Below are 17,255 nucleotides of genomic sequence, written 5' to 3'. Positions count from 1 at the left end.
GGAGGCTGCTGGTTCGCTGCCGGAGGCGTCCAGCTGCACCTCGGCGTGGAGGAGGACTTCCGCCCGGCCCGCAAGGCGCACCCGGGACTACGGTGGCGGGGCGCCGTCGTGCGCGCGCGCAGGTGCGCGGGTGCGTGCGTCAGGCGAGGGGTCGCGGGTCGGCAACCGGCTCCAGGAACTCCAGCCGGTTGCCGACCGGGTCCTCGGAGTAGAAGCGGCGGTGGCCCGGCAGGTTGTCGTCCCAGACGACCTCGGCGCCCCGCTCCTCCAGTCTGCGCGCGTACTCCTCGATCCCCGTCACCCGTAGTCCCGGGTGCGCCTTGCGGGCCGGGCGGAAGTCCTCCTCCACGCCGAGGTGCAGCTGGACGCCTCCGGCAGCGAACCAGCAGCCTCCACGGGCGGCGAGGACGGGCGGTTTGGAGAGCTCCGTCATGCCGAGGACCCCTGTGTAGTACGCGCGCAGCCGGTCCTCCGTACCGGGCGGTGCGGCGAGTTGTACGTGGTCGACTGCGGTGAGCACGCTCAGGCCTCCTTGCGGGCGACGGCGAAGATGCGGCGGAAGGGGAAGACGGTGCCCCGCGGCCCGGACGGGTAGGCGGCGCGCAACCGGTCCCGGTACTCGGCCAGGAAGGTGTCCACCGCGTCCCGGTCGTCGCCGAGGGCGGTCAGGACGGGCCGCAGGGCGGTTCCCTTGACCCAGTCCAGGACCGGGTCGGGGCCTTGCAGGAGTTGGTAGTAGGTCGTCTCCCACACCTCCACGGCGCAGCCGAGTTCGGTGAGGCGGGCGAGGTACTCGGGGGGTTCCAGCAGGTGGATGTAGCGGGCGCCGTGGCCGGCGAGCCGGGACCGCCAGCGCGGGGTGTCGCAGAGGTCGGCGAGCAGGGCGTGGCTGGGAGCGGTGAAGTTGCCGGGGATCTGGAAGGCGAAGGTGCCGCCGGCGCGCAGTCCGTTGATCCAGGCGGCGAAGGAGCCGGGGTGGCTGGGGACCCACTGGAGGGCGGCGTTGGACACGATCAGGTCGTACGTCTCCTCGGGGAGCCAGTGCGCGAGGTCGCCGAGGCGGAAGTCGAGGCTGCCGCCGCCGGCGGTGGGGCCCGCGTACTCCTCGGTGGCGCGGTGGAGCATCTCCGGGGAGAGGTCGAAGCCGGTGATGCGGGCCTCGGGCCAGCGTCCGGCGAGCAGGGCCGTGACGTTGCCGGGTCCGCAGCCGAGGTCGGCGATCCGGGCGGGCCGGGCCGGGAGTTCAGGTATGCGGGTCAGGAGGTCGAGGAAGGGGCGTGTGCGGTGGCCTGCGTGCCGGAGGTACTGCTGGGGGTCCCAGGTGGGTGCGGAGGGGTCGGAGAGGACATCGGCCGTGGGGATCCTGGCCTGGGCGGTATCGGAATGCATGTTCGAGCCTCCCTGCTGGCGGGGCGGTCGGAAGCGGAAGCCGTTTCAGCCCCCTCCATGCCCCATGCTGGCGCATTTATATCTTGACGTCAAGATAATTGATCACGAGATACTCGATATGAAGAGACTTCATATCGACAGACCCCTTACACTGATCCGCATGGAGGACGAGGTCGACCGACTGGTCGCGGCATGGCGGCGGGAGCGCCCTGACCTCGACGTGGAACCGCTCGAAGTGCTCAGCCGTGTCAGCAGGCTCGCGCGCCACCTCGACCGGGCGCGCAGGCTGGCCTTCTCCGAGCACGGCCTGGAGCCTTGGGAGTTCGACGTCCTGACCTCCCTGCGGCGTGCCGGCGCCCCGTACCAGCTCTCGCCCGGCCAGCTGCTCACCCAGACCCTCGTCACCTCCGGCACCATGACCAACCGCATCGACCGGCTCGCCAAGAAGGGCCTCGTCGAACGGCTCCCGGACCCCAGCGACCGGCGCGGGGTCCTGGTCCGGCTGAGCCCCGAAGGGCGCGACCGCGCCGACCAGGCACTGGCCGGGCTGCTGGCCCAGGAACGGGCGATCCTGGCCCAGCTCTCGCAGGCCCAGCGCGGCGACCTCGCCGCGCTGCTACGCCAGTTGACCGCTCCGTTCGACAACATCCCCGGCTAGGTCCGCCGGCCGTACGCCCGCCCGCCGGGCCAGCGCCACCGCGGCCAGGGTGGAGTGCACCCCGAGCTTGCCCAGCACGTTCTGCATGTGCGTGCGGACGGTGTGCGGGGACAGGAACAGCCGCGCGGCCACGTCCTTGCGGCCCAGCCCCGCCACCATGCAGCGCAGTACCTCGTGCTCACGCGGCGTCAGCGACTCCACCAGCCGTTCGCTGTCCGTACGGTGCTTGCGCGCCGCGGTCAGTTCGCGCAGCACACCGGTGAGCAGCGCGGGCGGCAGGTGGGTCTCCTCGCGCAGTACGCCCCGCACGACGGCCAGCAGCCGGGAGAGCGAGCAGTCCTTCGCCACCCAGCCCGAGGCCCCGGCCTGGAGCGCGTGGGCGGCCCGGCGGGGGTCGTCGCGCTCGGCGAGGACCACGGTACGGACCCCGGGGTGGGTCACCCGCACCCCCGCGACCAGCGCGATCCCGTCGGGGGCAGACGGTGGCCCGGACCCCGACTCCCGCTGGGCGGGCACGGTCCCGGCGGCGGCGCCCAGATCGGCGTCGACCAGCAGGACGTCGAAGCGGCGGCCCTCGGCCACCGCGCGTTCGAGGCAGCGCAGGGCGGCGGGACCGCTGCCGGCCGCGGACACGTCCACGTCCGGCTCGGCCGCGAGCGCGGCTGCGAGCGATTCGGCGAAGATGCGGTGATCGTCGACGACGAGAACCCGGATACGAACCACAAAACCCCCAAGGGTCGGGGAACGGACGACGGCGGGTACGGCGCCCGGACCGGGTGATCCGCAGCTGCCGCGGCCGCCGCCGAGACATCTCTGCACTACCCCGGACCGGACGCCGTACCCGACGTGTCTCGACCCCTGAATCAACACCGGCCCCCACCGGTGTCACGCATCAGCGTAGGGCCGGTGGCGCTCGCAGTTGGCCGAATAGCAGAAGTTTTCCCGGGGATTTTCCGGCGCGGCCGTCCTGAACGGCCTTTGTGGTGGCTTGAATTCGACTGCCCTGAAGGTCCGGATGGCGGCTTCCCGCCCAGCGTGTGCCGCGGGCAGTTGCACGGGGTGCATTTCACCCGGCGTGTGCACGCTGGGCGCCCGCGCACAGCGCCCGCCTACGGCGTGCGGCCAGACACACGCGCCCCCCGCACCGGTCGGCGCGAGGGGCGGGTGGAGCAGGGGTGGCCCAGGGGGCTCAGGAGGTGTGCGTACGGGCGAAGTTCCACGCGTCCGTGATGATGCCGGTGAGACCCGAACGGGTCGGAGTCCAGCCGAGACGCTCGTGGGCCGCGCGGGCCGAGGCGACCAGGACCGCGGGGTCGCCGGCCCGGCGGGGTGCGACCACCTCGGGGATCTCCTCGCCGGTGACCTTGCGGACCGTCTCGATGACCTCGCGGACCGAGAAGCCGCTGCCGTTGCCCAGGTTGCAGATCAGGTGCTCCCCGGGCGCGGCCACCCGCAGCGCGTCGAGGTGGGCCTCCGCCAGGTCGGCGACGTGGATGTAGTCGCGCACGCAGGTGCCGTCCGGGGTCGGGTAGTCCTCGCCGAAGACCGAGATGGCCTCCCGCTTGCCCTGGGCGACCTGGAGAACCAGAGGGATCAGGTGGGTCTCGGGGTCGTGGCGCTCGCCGAACTCCTTGTACGAGCCCGCCACGTTGAAGTAGCGCAGCGAGACCGCGGCCAGGCCGTGCGCCGCGGCCATGCCGGCGATCATGTGGTCCACGGCCAGCTTCGAGGCGCCGTAGGGGTTGGTCGGGGCGGTCACCGAGGCCTCGGTGAGCAGGCCTTCGGTGGGCTCGCCGTAGGTGGCCGCGGTGGAGGAGAAGACCAGCTTGGCCACCCCCGCGTCCCGCATGGCGGTCAGCAGGGCGAGGGTGCCGCCGACGTTGTTGTCCCAGTACTTGGCGGGGTCCGTGACGGACTCGCCGACCTGGGAGGACGCGGCGAAGTGCAGGACCGCGTCGTAGGAGCCGTCCAGGTGGCGGGCCGCGTCCTGGATCCGGCCCTCGATGAACGTGGCGCCGGCCGGGACGCCGGCGCGGAAGCCGGTGCTCAGGTCGTCCAGGACGGTGACCTGGTGGCCGGCCTCCAGGAGGTGGGCGGCCACCACGCTGCCGACGTAACCGGCGCCGCCGGTGACCAGGCACTTGAGAACCGGCGTGTCATGAATCGGCGTGCTGCTCACTCGCCTACTGCCTCTCACGGGGGTACGCACGCGGGAGGTTCCACATGCCGGTCACTGGCTTACCCGATTCCGCGCCCACGGGGAAATCGGGAGCCCCCCGGCCCTTCAGACGGCGGGAGCCTCGGAGGGCGGTTCCGGCACCGCACGGTCCAGCAGGCCGGTGCGCGCGGCCAGCGCGGCCGCCTCCAGCCGGGACCCCACGCCCAGCTTCATCAGCACCCGCTGCACGTGCGTACGGGCCGTGCTGGGCGCGATCTCCATGCCCGCGGCGATGAGCCGGGTGTCCTCGCCCTCGGCGACCCGGACCAGCACCTCCACCTCGCGCGGGGTGAGCAGCCGCAGCAGTCGGCTGCCCTCGTCGTCAGGCTGTGCCGCGGGGTTGAGGAGCTCGGCGAAGGCCCCCTGGAGCAGCTGCGGGGCGATCGCCACCTCCCCCGCCCTGGCCTTGGCCAGGGCCCGCTCCACGCCTTCGATGCGCTCGTCGTGGCGCACGTACCCCGAGGCCCCCGCGGCGAAGGCGGCCGCGATCCCGCGCGGGCTGGGCACCGGGCCGAGGACAACGACGGCGAGCTGCGGGCGCTCCCGCCTGATCCGCGTGACGGGTTCGAAGACCCCGGGCTCGGCCGGGGAGGCGGTGCCGAACAGACAGACCTCAGGAGCCCGGCTGATGACCAGCTCGGCGGCGCCCGAGGCCGGGGCCGCCGCGGCGAGCACCCGGTGGCCCCTCAGTTTCAGGGCCGAGGCGAGCGCCTCGGCCAACAGCCGGTGCTCGTCGACCACCACGACCCGTACGCCCATTGAGGCACCCCACCCCCCACCCTTCTGCCCCGGCAAGCTACACGCTTGTTCGACGGTGCGCGGGGGATACCGCGCAGAAGCCCCCGGAAGGATTGACCTTCCGGGGGCTCCTGACGGGCGCTGCGCGGGTCAGCTCGCCGTGAACGAGACGAACAGGTACTCCGGGTCGCCCCCGCCCGAGTAGGGCTTGCGCGCGTACCAGCGGGCGATGAACAGCTTGCCGTTGTGGTAGCGGTACTCGGCGGCCGTGGGCGTGGTGCGGGTCTCGGCGCGCTGGCTGGTCTTGTCCCCCGGGTTCTCCATGAGGAGGGTCTCCTTCATGGTCTTCCCGTCGATGCTGACGATCTGGCCGCCCTTGTCGTACGGGGGGATCTTGTACGCGATGACGTTCGACCCGTCCATGCGCAGCGGCATGATCTGGTAGCGCTCGCCCGCGTCGGCGCGGTCGTTGGTCTGCTTGCCGGTCTCCAGGTCGAAGGAGAGCAGCTCGTTGGTGCGGGCACCGCTGCTGTCCTGGCCCTGGTGCTCGTAGGAGGGCACGTAGACCTTGCCGTTGCCGACCACCATGTTCGAGCACTGCTCGACCTCAGTGGCCGGGCACTCGGGGTTGAAGTTGCCCGAGGCGAGGGAGATGCGCGACTTGAGCTGGCCCGCGTCGTCGACGACGAAGAGGTCGCTGACGCCGGTGGCGTTCTTGGCGGTCTTGCCGACGTCGGCGGCGATGACCAGCGGCTTGGTGGAGATGATGCCGGCCCACTCGATGCCCGGGGAGAGCTTGTACGAGGACTTGACCGCGCCGGTGGCGGGGTCGAGGGCCTGCGCCTGCAGGGTCTGGTTGGGGCTGCGGCCGCACTTGCGGAGCACGGCGAGGGCCTCGCCGCCCGCGTAGCCGAGGTCGTAGCAGCCCTCGCTGTCCACCTTCGGCTGCCACAGGGGCTTGCCGTCGGCCAGGTTCCAGGCGGCGCCGCCCGACAGGCCGCCCGCGGCGACGGTCTGGCCGCTGAGGGAGACCTCGGCGAACGTGACGTTCTTGTCGCCGCCGGTGGGCGACTTGGCGGCCGCGGACCACAGGAGCTTGCCGGCCTCCAGGTCGATGACGCCGACCTTGGTGCAGGGCTGGAACTTCTTCTCCGGGGTCGCCGGCCCCTCCTCGAAGAGGATGGCGGTCTTGTTCTCGCTGACGTGCTTGGTCGCGGCGCAGACGTTGGCCGGGAGCGCGATCTCCCACTTCTTGCCGCCGTCGACGAGGTTGTAGCCGACGACCTTGCCCACATCGGACTTGATGTAGGTGGAGTCGGTGAGCCAGGAGCCCTTGACCGTGACCTGCTCCTCCGGCGCCGGAAGCGGCACGTTCAGCAGGGTCTTGGACTTGGGGTTGGCCGGCACCTTCTCGGTGCCGCCGCCGCCCGCCTGCGGCTTGTCGCCGTCCGGGGAGCCGCTGGCGCCGCCGTCGGCGGTGTTCTGCGTACCGCCGCCGCTGTCGCCGGAGACGTACCAGAAGCCGCCGCCGATGATGAGGACGATGGCCAGCAGGGCCGCGCCGACGATCATCAGCTGGGTACGGACCTCACCGCGGCCGCCGCCCGAGCCGCCGACCGGGGCCTGGGACGCGGCCATGGGCGTGGTGGGCGGGCCGAACGGCGGCGGGGTGCCGGGCTGCTGCGGGTATCCGTAGCCGGGCCCGGCCTGCGGGTAGCCGTACGCCGGCTGCGCCGGGGCGCCGGGCGCCTGCTGCGGCGGCGCGGGCGGCTGCTGCGGGACCGGCGGCGGGGTCGGGGGCTGCTGCGGGGGCGGCGGGGGCGTGGGCGCGCCGAATCCGCCGGCGGGCGGCTGGCCGGGGGGCGGCGGGGCGCCGAAACCGCCGGGCGGCGGCTGGTGGGGGGGCGGCGGGGTACTCATCGGTTGCTACTGCCTCTCGTGGGCGGCTCGGTGGACGCGTTTCACTTGCCGAAGACCATCAGGAGCTTCTCGTCCTTGCCCTTGGCGAGGAGGCGGGAGGCGGAGATGAAGAACCGGCCGTCCACGTAGTCGATCCTCGGGGAGTGGAAGGAGCTCTCGACCGGGGCCGCGGCGCCCGACGGGTGGCGCAGCACCGGGGTGGGCGTGCCTCCGGCGGCGGGGACGGTCACGACCTCGCCGGCCTGGTCGTACTCGGCCTCGCGGTAGGCGACCAGCTGTCCGCCCTCGGCCTTGACCGGCGTCAGCGTGCGCTTGTCCCCGGCCGGGGTGCGCCACTTGACCTTGCCGGTGCCCAGGTCGAAGGCGACGATCTCGTTGCCGGTGCCGGCGGCCGGGGCGGTGGGCAGGTACAGGGTGTTGGAGTCGACCAGGCCGGAGGAGCACTGGAGGGAGCGGCTGAAGGAGAGTCCGCAGCCGGTGGCGAAGCTGCCCTCGCCGGTGACGGTGGCGCGCTGCTTCCCGTCGGGTCCCAGGACCACGATGGAGCGCTCCTTCTTGGCCTCGTTGCCGATGTCGAGGACGAGCGGGTCCACCGAGTAGACGCTGGTGACCTTGAAGTCCTTGGGGAGCCTGAAGGACCAGGTCGTCTTGCCGGTGGCCGGGTCGGCGTCCTGGACCTCGACGGTGTGGTCGGCGTCCTGGCAGGTGGCGATGCCGATCATCTTGCCGTTGCCGCCGATGTAGCTGCCGGCCTGGCAGCCCTCGGACGGGGTGGCGAAGAGCTTGTCGCCGGTGCTGACCTTGAAGGCGCTGGCGCGGGTCACGCGGTTGACGGAGACGGTGTCGCCGGTGAGGGACAGGTTGGGGCCGGCGAAGAGGTCGAACATGCCCTCCTTGGGCACCTCCTTCGACCAGCCCTCCTTGCCCGCCTTGAGGTCGATCATCCGCATCTGGTTGCAGTTCGCGGTGTCCGACTCGCCGTCCCGGTACATGACGACGGTCTTGCCGTCGGCGGTCATCTGGTCGGTGACGGCGCAGATCTCGGCAGGGAAGGTGAGCGTCCACTTCTCCTTGCCGTCGGCGGCGCCGTAGCCGGTCACGGACTTCCAGACGCTCTTGGCGACGGTGTCGCCGACGACCCACTGACCGTCGGCCTCGACGCCGGAGCCGGGTCCGTCGATCTTGCTGGTCTTGAGCCAGAGGACCTTGTCCTCGCCCTGCTTGCGGCCGGAGTTGAGGTCGCCCTCCTGGCCGCCGTCGCCGCTGCCGTCCCCCTTGTCCACGGAGGGCGAGGCGGAGGGCTTCTCGTCGACGGGCGGGGAGGACTGCGCGACGGGCTGCTTCGGGTCCTTGTCGTCACCCCGGAGGAAGCCCACGTAGGCGACGGTGCCGACGACCAGCGCGGCGGCGACCGAGGCGGCGATCCACACCACCGCCTTCTTCTTCGGCGGCGTGCCGGGAGCGCCCGGGTGCATCCCCGGCGGGCCGGGGGGCGGGGGCGGGAAGCCGTAGCCGACGGGCTGGGTCTGCGGCTGCTGGGCGTACGGGGACTGCTGGGCGTACGGGTTGTCGCCCTGTGCGGGGTATCCGTAGCCGGACTGCGGCGGGCCGGGCAGGTGGCCGTAACCGGAAGGTGTCGGCGGCTGGTTCGGCGGCTGGGGCGGCTCGGTCATCAGCGCACACTTTCGGCTTCTGGAGGTCGTGGAGGATGACCTTTCTATCACTGACGGCTCTCGCACGCCGGGCCGGTCCGCCCCCTGTTCCCAAGGGAGGACCGGCCCGTGATGCCGTCGTTATCGGGCCAGTTGGCCCGTACGCGCCCCGGGGGTCACGCCTCTTCGGCCAGCTCCAGCCAGCGCATCTCCAACTCGTCGCGCTCCGAGAGCAGTTCCCGGAGCTCCGCGTCGAGCTTGGCCACCTTGTCGTAGTCGGTGGAGTTCTCGGCGATCTGCGCGTGCAGGTTGCTCTCGCGGTCGGAGACCTTGTTGAGCTGCCGCTCGATCTTCTGGAGCTCCTTCTTCGCAGCGCGCGCGTCGCCCGAGGCGGTGGACTTCGCCGCGGGGGCGGCCGGGGCGGACGCCGGGGCGGCCGCCTCGATCATCCGGCGGCGGCGCTCCAGGTACTCGTCCAGACCGCGCGGCAGCATCCGCAGGCTCGCGTCGCCGAGGAGCGCCATCACCGTGTCGGTGGTGCGCTCGATGAAGAACCGGTCGTGGGAGATCACGATCATCGAGCCGGGCCAGCCGTCGAGGAGGTCCTCCAGCTGGGTCAGGGTCTCGATGTCGAGGTCATTGGTGGGCTCGTCGAGGAAGAGGACGTTGGGCTCGTCCATGAGCAGCCGCAGGATCTGCAGCCGGCGCCGCTCACCGCCGGAGAGGTCGCCGACGGGCGTCCACTGCTTCTCCTTGGTGAAGCCGAACTGCTCGCACAGCTGGCCCGCCGTCATCTCGCGGCCCTTGCCGAGGTCGACGCGGTCACGGACGCGCTGGACGGCCTCCAGGACCCGCAGGGACGGGTCGAGTTCGCCGACCTCCTGGGAGAGGTAGGCGAGCCGTACGGTCTTGCCCACGGTGACCTTGCCCGCCGCGGGCTGGACGTCGCCCTGGGTGCGGGCGGCCTCGGCGAGGGCGCGCAGCAGGGAGGTCTTGCCCGCGCCGTTGACGCCGACGAGGCCGATGCGGTCACCGGGGCCCAGGTGCCAGGTGAGGTGCTTGAGCAGCTCCTTCGGGCCCGCGTGGACGCTGACGTCCTCCAGGTCGAAGACGGTCTTGCCGAGCCGGGCGTTGGCGAACCGCATCAGCTCGGAGGTGTCGCGGGGCGGCGGGACGTCGGCGATCAGCTCGTTGGCCGCCTCGATGCGGTAACGCGGCTTGGAGGTGCGGGCGGGGGCGCCGCGGCGCAGCCAGGCCAGCTCCTTGCGCATCAGGTTCTGCCGCTTGGACTCCTCGGTGGCCGCGATCCGCTCGCGCTCGGCGCGGGCGAAGACGTAGTCGCTGTAGCCGCCCTCGTACTCGTGCACCTCGCCGCGCTGCACGTCCCACATACGGGTGCAGACCTGGTCGAGGAACCAGCGGTCGTGGGTGACGCAGACGAGCGCGGAACGGCGCTCCTGGAGGTGCGCGGCCAGCCAGGAGATGCCCTCGACGTCGAGGTGGTTGGTGGGCTCGTCGAGGATCAGCAGGTCCTGGTCGGCGATGAGCAGCTTGGCGAGGGCGATGCGGCGGCGCTCGCCGCCGGAGAGCGGGCCGATGACGGTGTCCAGGCCCTGGCCGAAGCCGGGCAGGTCGAGCCCGCCGAAGAGGCCGGTGAGCACGTCGCGGATCTTGGAGTTGCCGGCCCACTCGTGGTCGGCCATGTCGCGGATGATCTCGTGGCGGATGGTGGCCGCGGGGTCGAGCGAGTCGTGCTGGGTGAGGACGCCCATGCGCAGGCCGCCCGACTGGGTGACCCGGCCGGTGTCGGGGTCCTCCAGTTTGGCCAGCATGCGGATCAGGGTGGTCTTTCCGTCGCCGTTGCGGCCGACGACACCGATCCTGTCTCCCTCGGACACGCCGAGGGAGATGCCGTCGAGCAGGGTACGTGTGCCGTACACCTTGCTGACTGCCTCGACATTGACCAGATTGACGGCCATCAGACGCGCTCCAGGGAAGGGGTGTGGATCAGCCCCTCAGCCTAACCCTCCGGGACGGGGCGGACCGTTCCACCAGGAGCCAGCCGCCGACGGCCATGCCGATGGCGGCGGGCGCGGTGACCGGGAGGGCGATCAGGGTGGCGCTGTGGCCCTCCAGCAGCCCCCCGAGGCCGGTCATGGACAGGCCGAGGACTCCGAGCAGGCAGAGGGTGATCCCCAGGGCGGCGCCGGCTCCGCTCCCCCGCCGGGCGGGGGCGGGCCCGGAGGCGGCCTCCGCCGCCGGGGCGGGCCGGGCCGGGGCCTCGAAGCGGCGGAACAGGGCCACGAAGAGGCCGGTCAGCGCGATCGCGGCCAGCACCCGGACCGGCACCTGCGCCCACCAGGCGGCGCTGGCCGGGGCCGGCAGGGCCAGGCCGAGGGCGAGCTGGACCCCGTACACCCCGAGCATGGCGGAGAGGTGCCAGAGGAAGGCGGTCATGGCGATCCCGTTGGCGGCGACCACGCCCCGCCAGACCCGGGGGCGGCGCAGCCAGGCGGTGGCGGGGCGGGCGAGCAGCTGCACCGCTCCGACGAGCCACATGCCGTGGCAGAGCAGGGCGAAGGTGGGCGGGGCCATGTTGGAGACCCGCTCGCCGGGCATCCCGACCATGGACAGCGGGTACGGGCCGTACGCCACCAGCAGGACGGCCCCGGCGAGACCGGCGGCGGCGAGCAGGGCGGGCCTGCGGATGCGCCCGTCGGCGCGGAGGAAGCCGAGCTGGTGGACGGCGAGCCAGACGAAGGCGAAGTTCAGGAACTCGACGTACGGCACGCCGAGCGCGAAGCGCAGTACGTCGACCAGCGCGGCCGCCGCCACGAGCCCGGCGAAGGCGGCCCAGCCGTGGCGTTCGTGCAGCCTGAGCAGCGGCGGGGTGAAGGCGACCATCGCGAGGTAGATCCCGATGAACCACAACGGCTGCGTGACCACCCGCAGCGCGGCCCCGGTCAGCCGCCCGTCGCCGCCGCCGGCGAGCTGCACGCCCAGCGCGAGCACGCTCCACACCAGGACGAAGACCAGGGTGGGCCGCAGCAGCCGCTGGAGGCGGGCCCTCAGGAAGGCCGCGTAGACGGGCCCGTCGGTCCCGCGGGCCAGCGAGCGGTAGGACAGGGCGTGCGAGAACCCCCCGACGAAGAAGAAGACCGGCATCACCTGGAGCGCCCAGGTGAGCACCTGGAGCGGGGGCAGGACGGCGAGCAGGTTCCCTATGCCGTCGCCGCTGACCGCGGCCATCAGCCAGTGCCCGCACACGACCGCCCCGAGGGAGGCGACGCGCAGCAGGTCGACGTACCGGTCCCGTCCGGCGGGGGTGGCTGCGGCCATGGCGCTTGCGCTGACTGTCATGGGCCTTACGGTCGCCGCCGGCGGGCGTCTCCCGACAGGGTGCGGATACTCAACCCGCGCCTAGGTACCGGCCCGGCCGCGGGCCGTCTCCGGGGCTCCGCCGACTCCCCTGCCGCGCCGCTGCACGGGGCTCCGCCGACTCCCCTGCCGCGCCGTTGCACGGGGCTCCGCCCCGGACCCCGCGCCTCAAACGCCGGCGGGGCTGATTCTTGCCTTGGTATCCGTGTGCGGGGCGGGGGCCCTCCGGAGCGTCTCCTCGGCTCGCGCACTGAGCCCCGGCTCCGCAAGTACGGCCTGGGTTGCGCGCTCGTCCTGCGGGGACTCTCCTGCGGGCCCCCGCCCCACACGCCCCGGCCCTGGAAGCGGAGCCCGGGCGGAGGGGAGTGGGGACACTCCGGGGTGTCCTCGCAGGACGAGCGCGCAGCCGGGGCCGAGGACGTCGAACGGGGTTCAGTGCGCGAGCCGAGGAGACACCCCGGAGGGGCACCGCGGACCGACACCACCCGACCAGGTCCCGCCAGGGCCGAACTCCAGCCCCGCCGGCGTTTGAGGCGCGGGGTCCGGGGCGGAGCCCCGTGCAGCGGCGCGGCAGGGGAGCCCGCGGAGCCCCAACGGCGCGGCAGGTCAGGACGGCAGGAGCGTGGCTCCGGGGGCCGGGCTGGACGCCACGCGGGTGACCCGGCAGGTGCCGGACGCTTCGAGGGCGGCGGCGACCTTCGCCGCGGCTTCCTCGTCGCGGACCAGGAAGGCCGTGGTGGGCCCCGAGCCGGAGACCAGCGCGGCCAGCGCACCGGCCCCGGTCCCCGCGGCCAGGGTGTCCGCCAGGGCCGGCCGCAGCGACAGGGCCGCGGGCTGGAGGTCGTTGACCAGGGTGGTCGCCAGCGCGTCGGGGTCGCCGGAGGCAAGGGCGGCGAGCAGCGCCGGGGAGGCCTCGGGCTCGGGTACCGCCGTACCGGCGGTGAGGCGGTCGAACTCGCGGAACACCGCCGGCGTGGACAGTCCGCCGTCGGCGACGGCGAACACCCAGTGGAAGGTGCCCGCGTCCACCGGCGTGAGCAGCTCGCCGCGGCCCGTGCCCAGCGCGGCCCCGCCGACCAGGCTGAAGGGGACGTCGCTGCCCAGCACCGCGCAGATGTCGAGCAGTTCGGCGCGCGGGGTGTCCAGGCCCCACAGGGCGTCGCAGGCCAGCAGCGCGGCGGCGCCGTCCGCGCTGCCGCCCGCCATGCCGCCCGCGACCGGGATGTTCTTCGCGATGTGGAGGTGGACGGCGGGTTCGATGCCGGCCCGCTCCGCGAGCATCTCGGCGGCGCGCGCGGCGAGGTTGGTGCGGTCCAGGGGGACCTGATCGGCGTCGGGGCCCGCGCAGGTGACGGTCAGCCCGTCCGCGCGGGTGGCCGTGACCTCGTCGAAGAGGGAGACGGCGAGGAAGACGTTGGCCAGGCCGTGGAAGCCGTCGGGGCGGGCCGCGCCCACCGCCAGCTGGACATTGACCTTCGCCGGGACCCGTACGGTCACGCTCACAGCGCGGGCCTCTCCGCCGCGGGCTTGTTCTCGGCGATCGCCGCGAACTCCTCCACCGTCAGGGACTCCCCGCGGGCCTGCGGCGAGACGCCCGCGGCGACCAGCGCCGCCTCGGCGCCCGCCGCCGAGCCGGCCCAGCCGGCCAGGGCGGCGCGCAGGGTCTTGCGGCGCTGCGCGAACGCTGCGTCCACGACCGCGAAGACCTCCGCCTTCGAGGCACTGGTCTTGATCGGTTCGCTGCGGCGCACCAGGGAGACGAGACCGGAGTCGACGTTGGGCGCGGGCCAGAAGACGTTGCGGCCGATGGATCCGGCGCGCTTGACGTGGGCGTACCAGTTGGCCTTGACGGAGGGCACCCCGTACACCTTGTTGCCCGGCTTGGCGGCGAGCCGGTCGGCGACCTCCGCCTGCACCATGACCAGGGTCCGCTCGATGGTCGGGAAGCGGTCGAGCATCGTCAGCAGGACGGGCACGGCCACGTTGTACGGCAGGTTCGCGACGAGCGCGGTCGGCGCCGGACCGGGCAGTTCCGTGACCAGCATCGCGTCGGAGTGGACCAGCGCGAAGCGGTCCCGGCGCGCGGGCATCCGGGCCTCGATGGTGGCGGGCAGCGCCGCGGCCAGGATGTCGTCGATCTCGACGGCGACGACCCGGTCGGCGGCCTCCAGCAGTGCGAGCGTCAGCGAGCCCAGACCCGGCCCGACCTCGACGACCACGTCGTCGGGGCGCACCTCGGCGGTGCGCACGATCCGGCGCACCGTGTTGGCGTCGATGACGAAGTTCTGGCCCTTCTGCTTCGTCGGGCGGACACCGAGGGCTGCTGCCAGCTCGCGGATGTCGGACGCGCCGAGGAGGGCGTCGGGGGTACTGGGGGAGGCGGCTTCGGGCTGCTGCTCTGCGGTGCTCACCGGTAAAGCGTCTCAGATCACCCGGGGGATCCCGCGCCGGACCGGGGTCCGCCGCGGTGTCACCCCCGGGTGAGCCTGCGTCCGCAGTGCGGCCACGGGCTCGCGCCCCGCTGTACGTAGAGCTTCTTCGCCCGGTACGTCTGCTCCGCGCCGGAGGCGTCCTGCGGGCGGCCGCTCCCGCCGAGGCCCTGCCAGGTGCGGACGTCGAACTGGTAGAGCCCGCCGTAGGTGCCGGAGGGGTCGGTGGCCGAGGACCGCCCGCCGGACTCGCACTGGGCCAGGGCCGCCCAGTTGAGGCCGTCCGCGCCCGAGACGGAGGTCGGCAGCGGCCGCGTGCCGACCTTGACGAGCTGGGTGACGGGCTCGCGGATCGTCTCCTCGGCGACGCGGCGGGGCTGCTGGCGGACCCCGTTGACGGTGCGCAGGCTGTAGGTGACCCGGCGCGCCCCGGGCCGGCCCGCCCGTTCGACGACCTCGGTCCCGGCGAAGAGGCTGTCGTCCTCGGCCCGCTCGGTCGCGTACGGGATGCGTTCCTCCCGGACCTCGCGCGTGCCGGTGATCCGGAGCACGGTGACGGTCTGGCCGTCGCGCGGGAAGGAGCCGGGGGGTACGGAGGTGGTGTCCTGCCCCTGGAGGGTGATGCCGGCCTGGCCGAGGGCCTCCCCGACGGTGGCGGCGTTGGTGCGGATGGTGCGTTCGCGGCCGTCGGCCATGAAGGTGACGCTGCGCTCGGTGCGGACGCTGAGGGTCAGGCCCGCGCGCGGGACGGACGCGGTGCGGGGGGCGGAGAGGTACGCGCCCTCGGCGCGGATGCCGAACTGGCGCAGGGCCCCGTCGACGGTGCGGGCGGTGGTCCACACCTGGCGCTGCTGCCCGTCGACGGTGAGGCGCAGCGGGCGGCCGTATCGGACGACGATCTCCTCGCCGTCCTCGATGGGTGCGCCGGGGGCGGGGGCGACGAGGTCGTGCGGGCCGACGCCGAGGCCTTCGGCGACGAGCAGTTCGTCCACGCCGTCGGCGAAGGTGTGCAGGGTCCTCGGTACGCCGTCCACGGTGAGCCGTACCGCCTTGTCGGCGGCGACGAAGGCGGTGGTGCCGCCGGCGAGGAAGGCGACGACGAGGGCCTGCGGGACGATGCGCCGCCAGTTCCCCGCCGGGGCGGGGGCGGGGAGGAGCCCGGTGCCCGTCGTCCGGGCCCCGGTGGCGGCCCGGCGGTGGGCGCGTCCGTTGGGCGCGGTCCCCGGTTCGGGGGCGGGCTGGCCGCCGCCCCGGCGCCGGCCGGGCCCCGCGGGCGCGGGGAGGGTGAGGGATCCCGCGTCCCCGGCTTCCGGGCCGCCCCGGCGTCGGCCGGTGCCCGGTGCGGGCGGGGTGGCGGTGTCTGCCGCGCCGCCCCTGCGGCGGCCGGAGCCGGTCCCGGCGGCTGCGGCGGCGAGGTCCCCGGTGTCGGCCACGGCGCCGCGGCGGCGGCCGGGCCCCGCGGATGCGGACGGGGCGGGTTCCCCGGCGGCCGGACCGCCGGATTCACCGGCGCTGCGGCGGCGGCCCGTACCCGGCGCGGCGGCGGACGGCTGCGGCTCGGGTCCGCGGGCGCGGCGGCGCGATGCCCGCGGGGCCGGGACCCCGGGCTCGGTGTCCCCTGCGGCGGCTTCGGCGGCGGACCAGGCCAACGGCCCGGGGTCCGCCGCCGGCCACGTCAGCGGCCCGGGATCGGCCGCCGGCCAGGCCAACGGTCCGGGGTCGGCTGCCGGCCAGGCCAACGGTCCGGGGTCGGCTGCCGGCCAGGCCATCGGCCCGGGGTCCGGCAGTGTCGGCGGCCAGTCCGGCTGTCCGGCCCCGTACGACCCCGGGACGGGACCGCCACGGCGGTGACTGCCCTGCGTATCGCTCACGACGCTCGCTCCACTGGTCCGGCACCCCTGGTCGGGGCACGGCACCTTAGCGGAGCGGTGGTCACTCAAACAAAGCAGGGCGACTACCCAGCGTGTCGCGTCGCGGGCGGTTTCAGTAGCCGAAGGCGCGGGCGGTGTTGGCCGCCAGGGCCGTGGCCATCACGTCCTCGTCGAGGCCGCGGACCGCCGCCATCGCCCGTACGGTCAGCGGAATGAGGTACGGGGCGTTGGGCCGTCCGCGGTACGGGGCCGGGGTGAGGTAGGGCGCGTCCGTCTCGACGAGGACCAGCTCCAGCGGGGCCACGGCGAGCGCCTCGCGCAGCGGGGCCGCGTTCTTGAAGGTGACCGTCCCGGCGAAGGACATGTAGTAGCCGGCGGCGGCGCACTCGCGGGCCATCTCCGCGTCCCCCGAGTAGCAGTGGAAGACGGTCCGCTCCGGGGCGCCCTCCTCGCGCAGCACCCGCAGGACGTCCGCGTGGGCCTCGCGGTCGTGGATGACCAGGGCCTTGCCCTGCCGCTTGGCGATCTCGATGTGGGCGCGGAAGGAACGCTCCTGCGCGGCCATCCCCTCGGGCCCCGTGCGGAAGTAGTCCAGTCCGGTCTCACCGACCGCCTTGACGTGGTCCAGCGCGGCGAGCGCCTCGATCTCGGCCAGCGCGTCGTCCAGGGCGCCCTCGCCGCCACCGGTCCGAGCGCCCTGCCGGGACCAGCCGTCGGGGTCGCCGTGCACGATGCGGGGGGCTTCGTTCGGGTGAAGGGCCACGGTCGCGTGGACGTTCTCGTAGGCGGCCGCGGTCTCGGCCGCCCACCGGGAGCCCTTCACGTCGCAGCCCACCTGGACGACCGTCGTCACACCCACCGAGGCGGCCTTCGCCAGGCCTTCCTCGACGGTCCCGGACTGCATGTCCAGGTGGGTGTGCGAGTCCGCCACCGCCACCCGGAGGGGTTCGGGCAGCGGCGGCGGTGCGTCCTTGGTCTGCGCTTTCTCCTCGCGTGTCATAC

The 17,255-nt window shown here is 73.6% G+C and carries 14 protein-coding genes and 1 pseudogene; 2 read left to right on the top strand and 13 right to left on the bottom strand.

Going from position 1 to position 17,255, the window contains the following annotated elements; genetic code table 11:
• A pseudogene (locus AB0D94_RS29850) lies at positions 1-93 on the top strand (glyoxalase); the annotation flags it as partial.
• A 46-nt stretch (positions 94-139) separates the two neighbouring features.
• Here AB0D94_RS29850 and AB0D94_RS29845 read toward each other — a convergent pair.
• On the bottom strand, positions 140-520 hold the full coding sequence (locus tag AB0D94_RS29845; RefSeq protein WP_362057918.1) for a VOC family protein: 381 nt from the start codon (positions 518-520) through the stop codon (positions 140-142).
• A gap of 2 nt (positions 521-522) precedes the next feature.
• Complete coding sequence (locus AB0D94_RS29840) at positions 523-1,389, bottom strand: trans-aconitate 2-methyltransferase (protein ID WP_362057915.1); 867 nt, start codon at positions 1,387-1,389, stop codon at positions 523-525.
• A gap of 160 nt (positions 1,390-1,549) precedes the next feature.
• Between AB0D94_RS29840 and AB0D94_RS29835 the strand changes: the two genes are divergently transcribed.
• The gene (locus AB0D94_RS29835; RefSeq protein WP_362057912.1) at positions 1,550-2,047 is read left to right on the top strand and encodes a MarR family transcriptional regulator; all 498 of its coding nucleotides are present in this window, start codon (positions 1,550-1,552) and stop codon (positions 2,045-2,047) included.
• Here the strand turns inward: AB0D94_RS29835 and AB0D94_RS29830 are convergent.
• The 11 genes from AB0D94_RS29830 to AB0D94_RS29780 form a co-directional block, all read right to left on the bottom strand.
• Complete coding sequence (locus AB0D94_RS29830) at positions 2,006-2,770, bottom strand: response regulator transcription factor (RefSeq protein WP_362057909.1); 765 nt, start codon at positions 2,768-2,770, stop codon at positions 2,006-2,008. The two genes, AB0D94_RS29835 and AB0D94_RS29830, sit on opposite strands and share 42 nt — an antisense overlap.
• Before the next feature lie 466 nt (positions 2,771-3,236).
• A complete protein-coding gene (galE, locus tag AB0D94_RS29825) occupies positions 3,237-4,226 on the bottom strand; it encodes a UDP-glucose 4-epimerase GalE (protein ID WP_362057906.1) in 990 nt (329 codons plus the stop codon).
• A gap of 105 nt (positions 4,227-4,331) precedes the next feature.
• Entirely contained in the window at positions 4,332-5,024 is a 693-nt protein-coding gene (locus tag AB0D94_RS29820) for a LuxR C-terminal-related transcriptional regulator (RefSeq protein WP_362057903.1), read from the bottom strand.
• A 129-nt stretch (positions 5,025-5,153) separates the two neighbouring features.
• Positions 5,154-6,923 (bottom strand): PQQ-binding-like beta-propeller repeat protein, encoded by a 1,770-nt coding sequence (locus AB0D94_RS29815; RefSeq protein ID WP_362057900.1) that lies wholly within the window; start codon positions 6,921-6,923, stop codon positions 5,154-5,156.
• Positions 6,924-6,964: 41 nt separating this feature from the next.
• Entirely contained in the window at positions 6,965-8,596 is a 1,632-nt protein-coding gene (locus AB0D94_RS29810; protein WP_362057897.1) for a PQQ-binding-like beta-propeller repeat protein, read from the bottom strand.
• Between the two features lie 155 nt (positions 8,597-8,751).
• The gene (locus AB0D94_RS29805) at positions 8,752-10,554 is read right to left on the bottom strand and encodes an ABC-F family ATP-binding cassette domain-containing protein (protein ID WP_362057894.1); all 1,803 of its coding nucleotides are present in this window, start codon (positions 10,552-10,554) and stop codon (positions 8,752-8,754) included.
• A 28-nt stretch (positions 10,555-10,582) separates the two neighbouring features.
• Entirely contained in the window at positions 10,583-11,935 is a 1,353-nt protein-coding gene (locus tag AB0D94_RS29800; RefSeq protein WP_362057891.1) for an acyltransferase, read from the bottom strand.
• Between the two features lie 624 nt (positions 11,936-12,559).
• Positions 12,560-13,456 carry a 4-(cytidine 5'-diphospho)-2-C-methyl-D-erythritol kinase gene (locus tag AB0D94_RS29795; RefSeq protein WP_362057888.1) on the bottom strand — a complete coding sequence of 299 codons (897 nt, stop codon included), beginning with the start codon at positions 13,454-13,456 and terminating at the stop codon, positions 12,560-12,562.
• Complete coding sequence (rsmA, locus tag AB0D94_RS29790; RefSeq protein WP_362057885.1) at positions 13,453-14,364, bottom strand: 16S rRNA (adenine(1518)-N(6)/adenine(1519)-N(6))-dimethyltransferase RsmA; 912 nt, start codon at positions 14,362-14,364, stop codon at positions 13,453-13,455. The genes AB0D94_RS29795 and rsmA overlap by 4 nt, the downstream gene beginning before the upstream one ends.
• A 59-nt stretch (positions 14,365-14,423) precedes the next feature.
• On the bottom strand, positions 14,424-16,253 hold the full coding sequence (locus AB0D94_RS29785; protein WP_362057882.1) for a ubiquitin-like domain-containing protein: 1,830 nt from the start codon (positions 16,251-16,253) through the stop codon (positions 14,424-14,426).
• Between the two features lie 112 nt (positions 16,254-16,365).
• On the bottom strand, positions 16,366-17,253 hold the full coding sequence (locus tag AB0D94_RS29780; RefSeq protein ID WP_362057879.1) for a TatD family hydrolase: 888 nt from the start codon (positions 17,251-17,253) through the stop codon (positions 16,366-16,368).
• Between the last annotated feature and the right edge of the window lie 2 nt (positions 17,254-17,255).

Source organism: Streptomyces sp. NPDC048255, from assembly GCF_040652415.1.
In the GTDB taxonomy this organism is placed as follows: domain Bacteria; phylum Actinomycetota; class Actinomycetes; order Streptomycetales; family Streptomycetaceae; genus Streptomyces.
The sequence above is the reverse complement of the archived record's forward strand: the minus strand, read 5'-3'. Positions and strand labels throughout refer to the sequence as shown.

Coding starts and splice junctions, on each gene's coding strand:
- AB0D94_RS29840 (WP_362057915.1), bottom strand. CDS start 1,389: ATGCATTCCGATACCGCCCAGGCCAGGATCCCCACGGCCGATGTCCTC.
- AB0D94_RS29835 (WP_362057912.1), top strand. CDS start 1,550: ATGGAGGACGAGGTCGACCGACTGGTCGCGGCATGGCGGCGGGAGCGC.
- AB0D94_RS29820 (WP_362057903.1), bottom strand. CDS start 5,024: ATGGGCGTACGGGTCGTGGTGGTCGACGAGCACCGGCTGTTGGCCGAG.
- AB0D94_RS29815 (WP_362057900.1), bottom strand. CDS start 6,923: ATGAGTACCCCGCCGCCCCCCCACCAGCCGCCGCCCGGCGGTTTCGGC.
- AB0D94_RS29810 (WP_362057897.1), bottom strand. CDS start 8,596: ATGACCGAGCCGCCCCAGCCGCCGAACCAGCCGCCGACACCTTCCGGT.
- AB0D94_RS29805 (WP_362057894.1), bottom strand. CDS start 10,554: ATGGCCGTCAATCTGGTCAATGTCGAGGCAGTCAGCAAGGTGTACGGC.
- AB0D94_RS29800 (WP_362057891.1), bottom strand. CDS start 11,935: ATGACAGTCAGCGCAAGCGCCATGGCCGCAGCCACCCCCGCCGGACGG.
- AB0D94_RS29780 (WP_362057879.1), bottom strand. CDS start 17,253: ATGACACGCGAGGAGAAAGCGCAGACCAAGGACGCACCGCCGCCGCTG.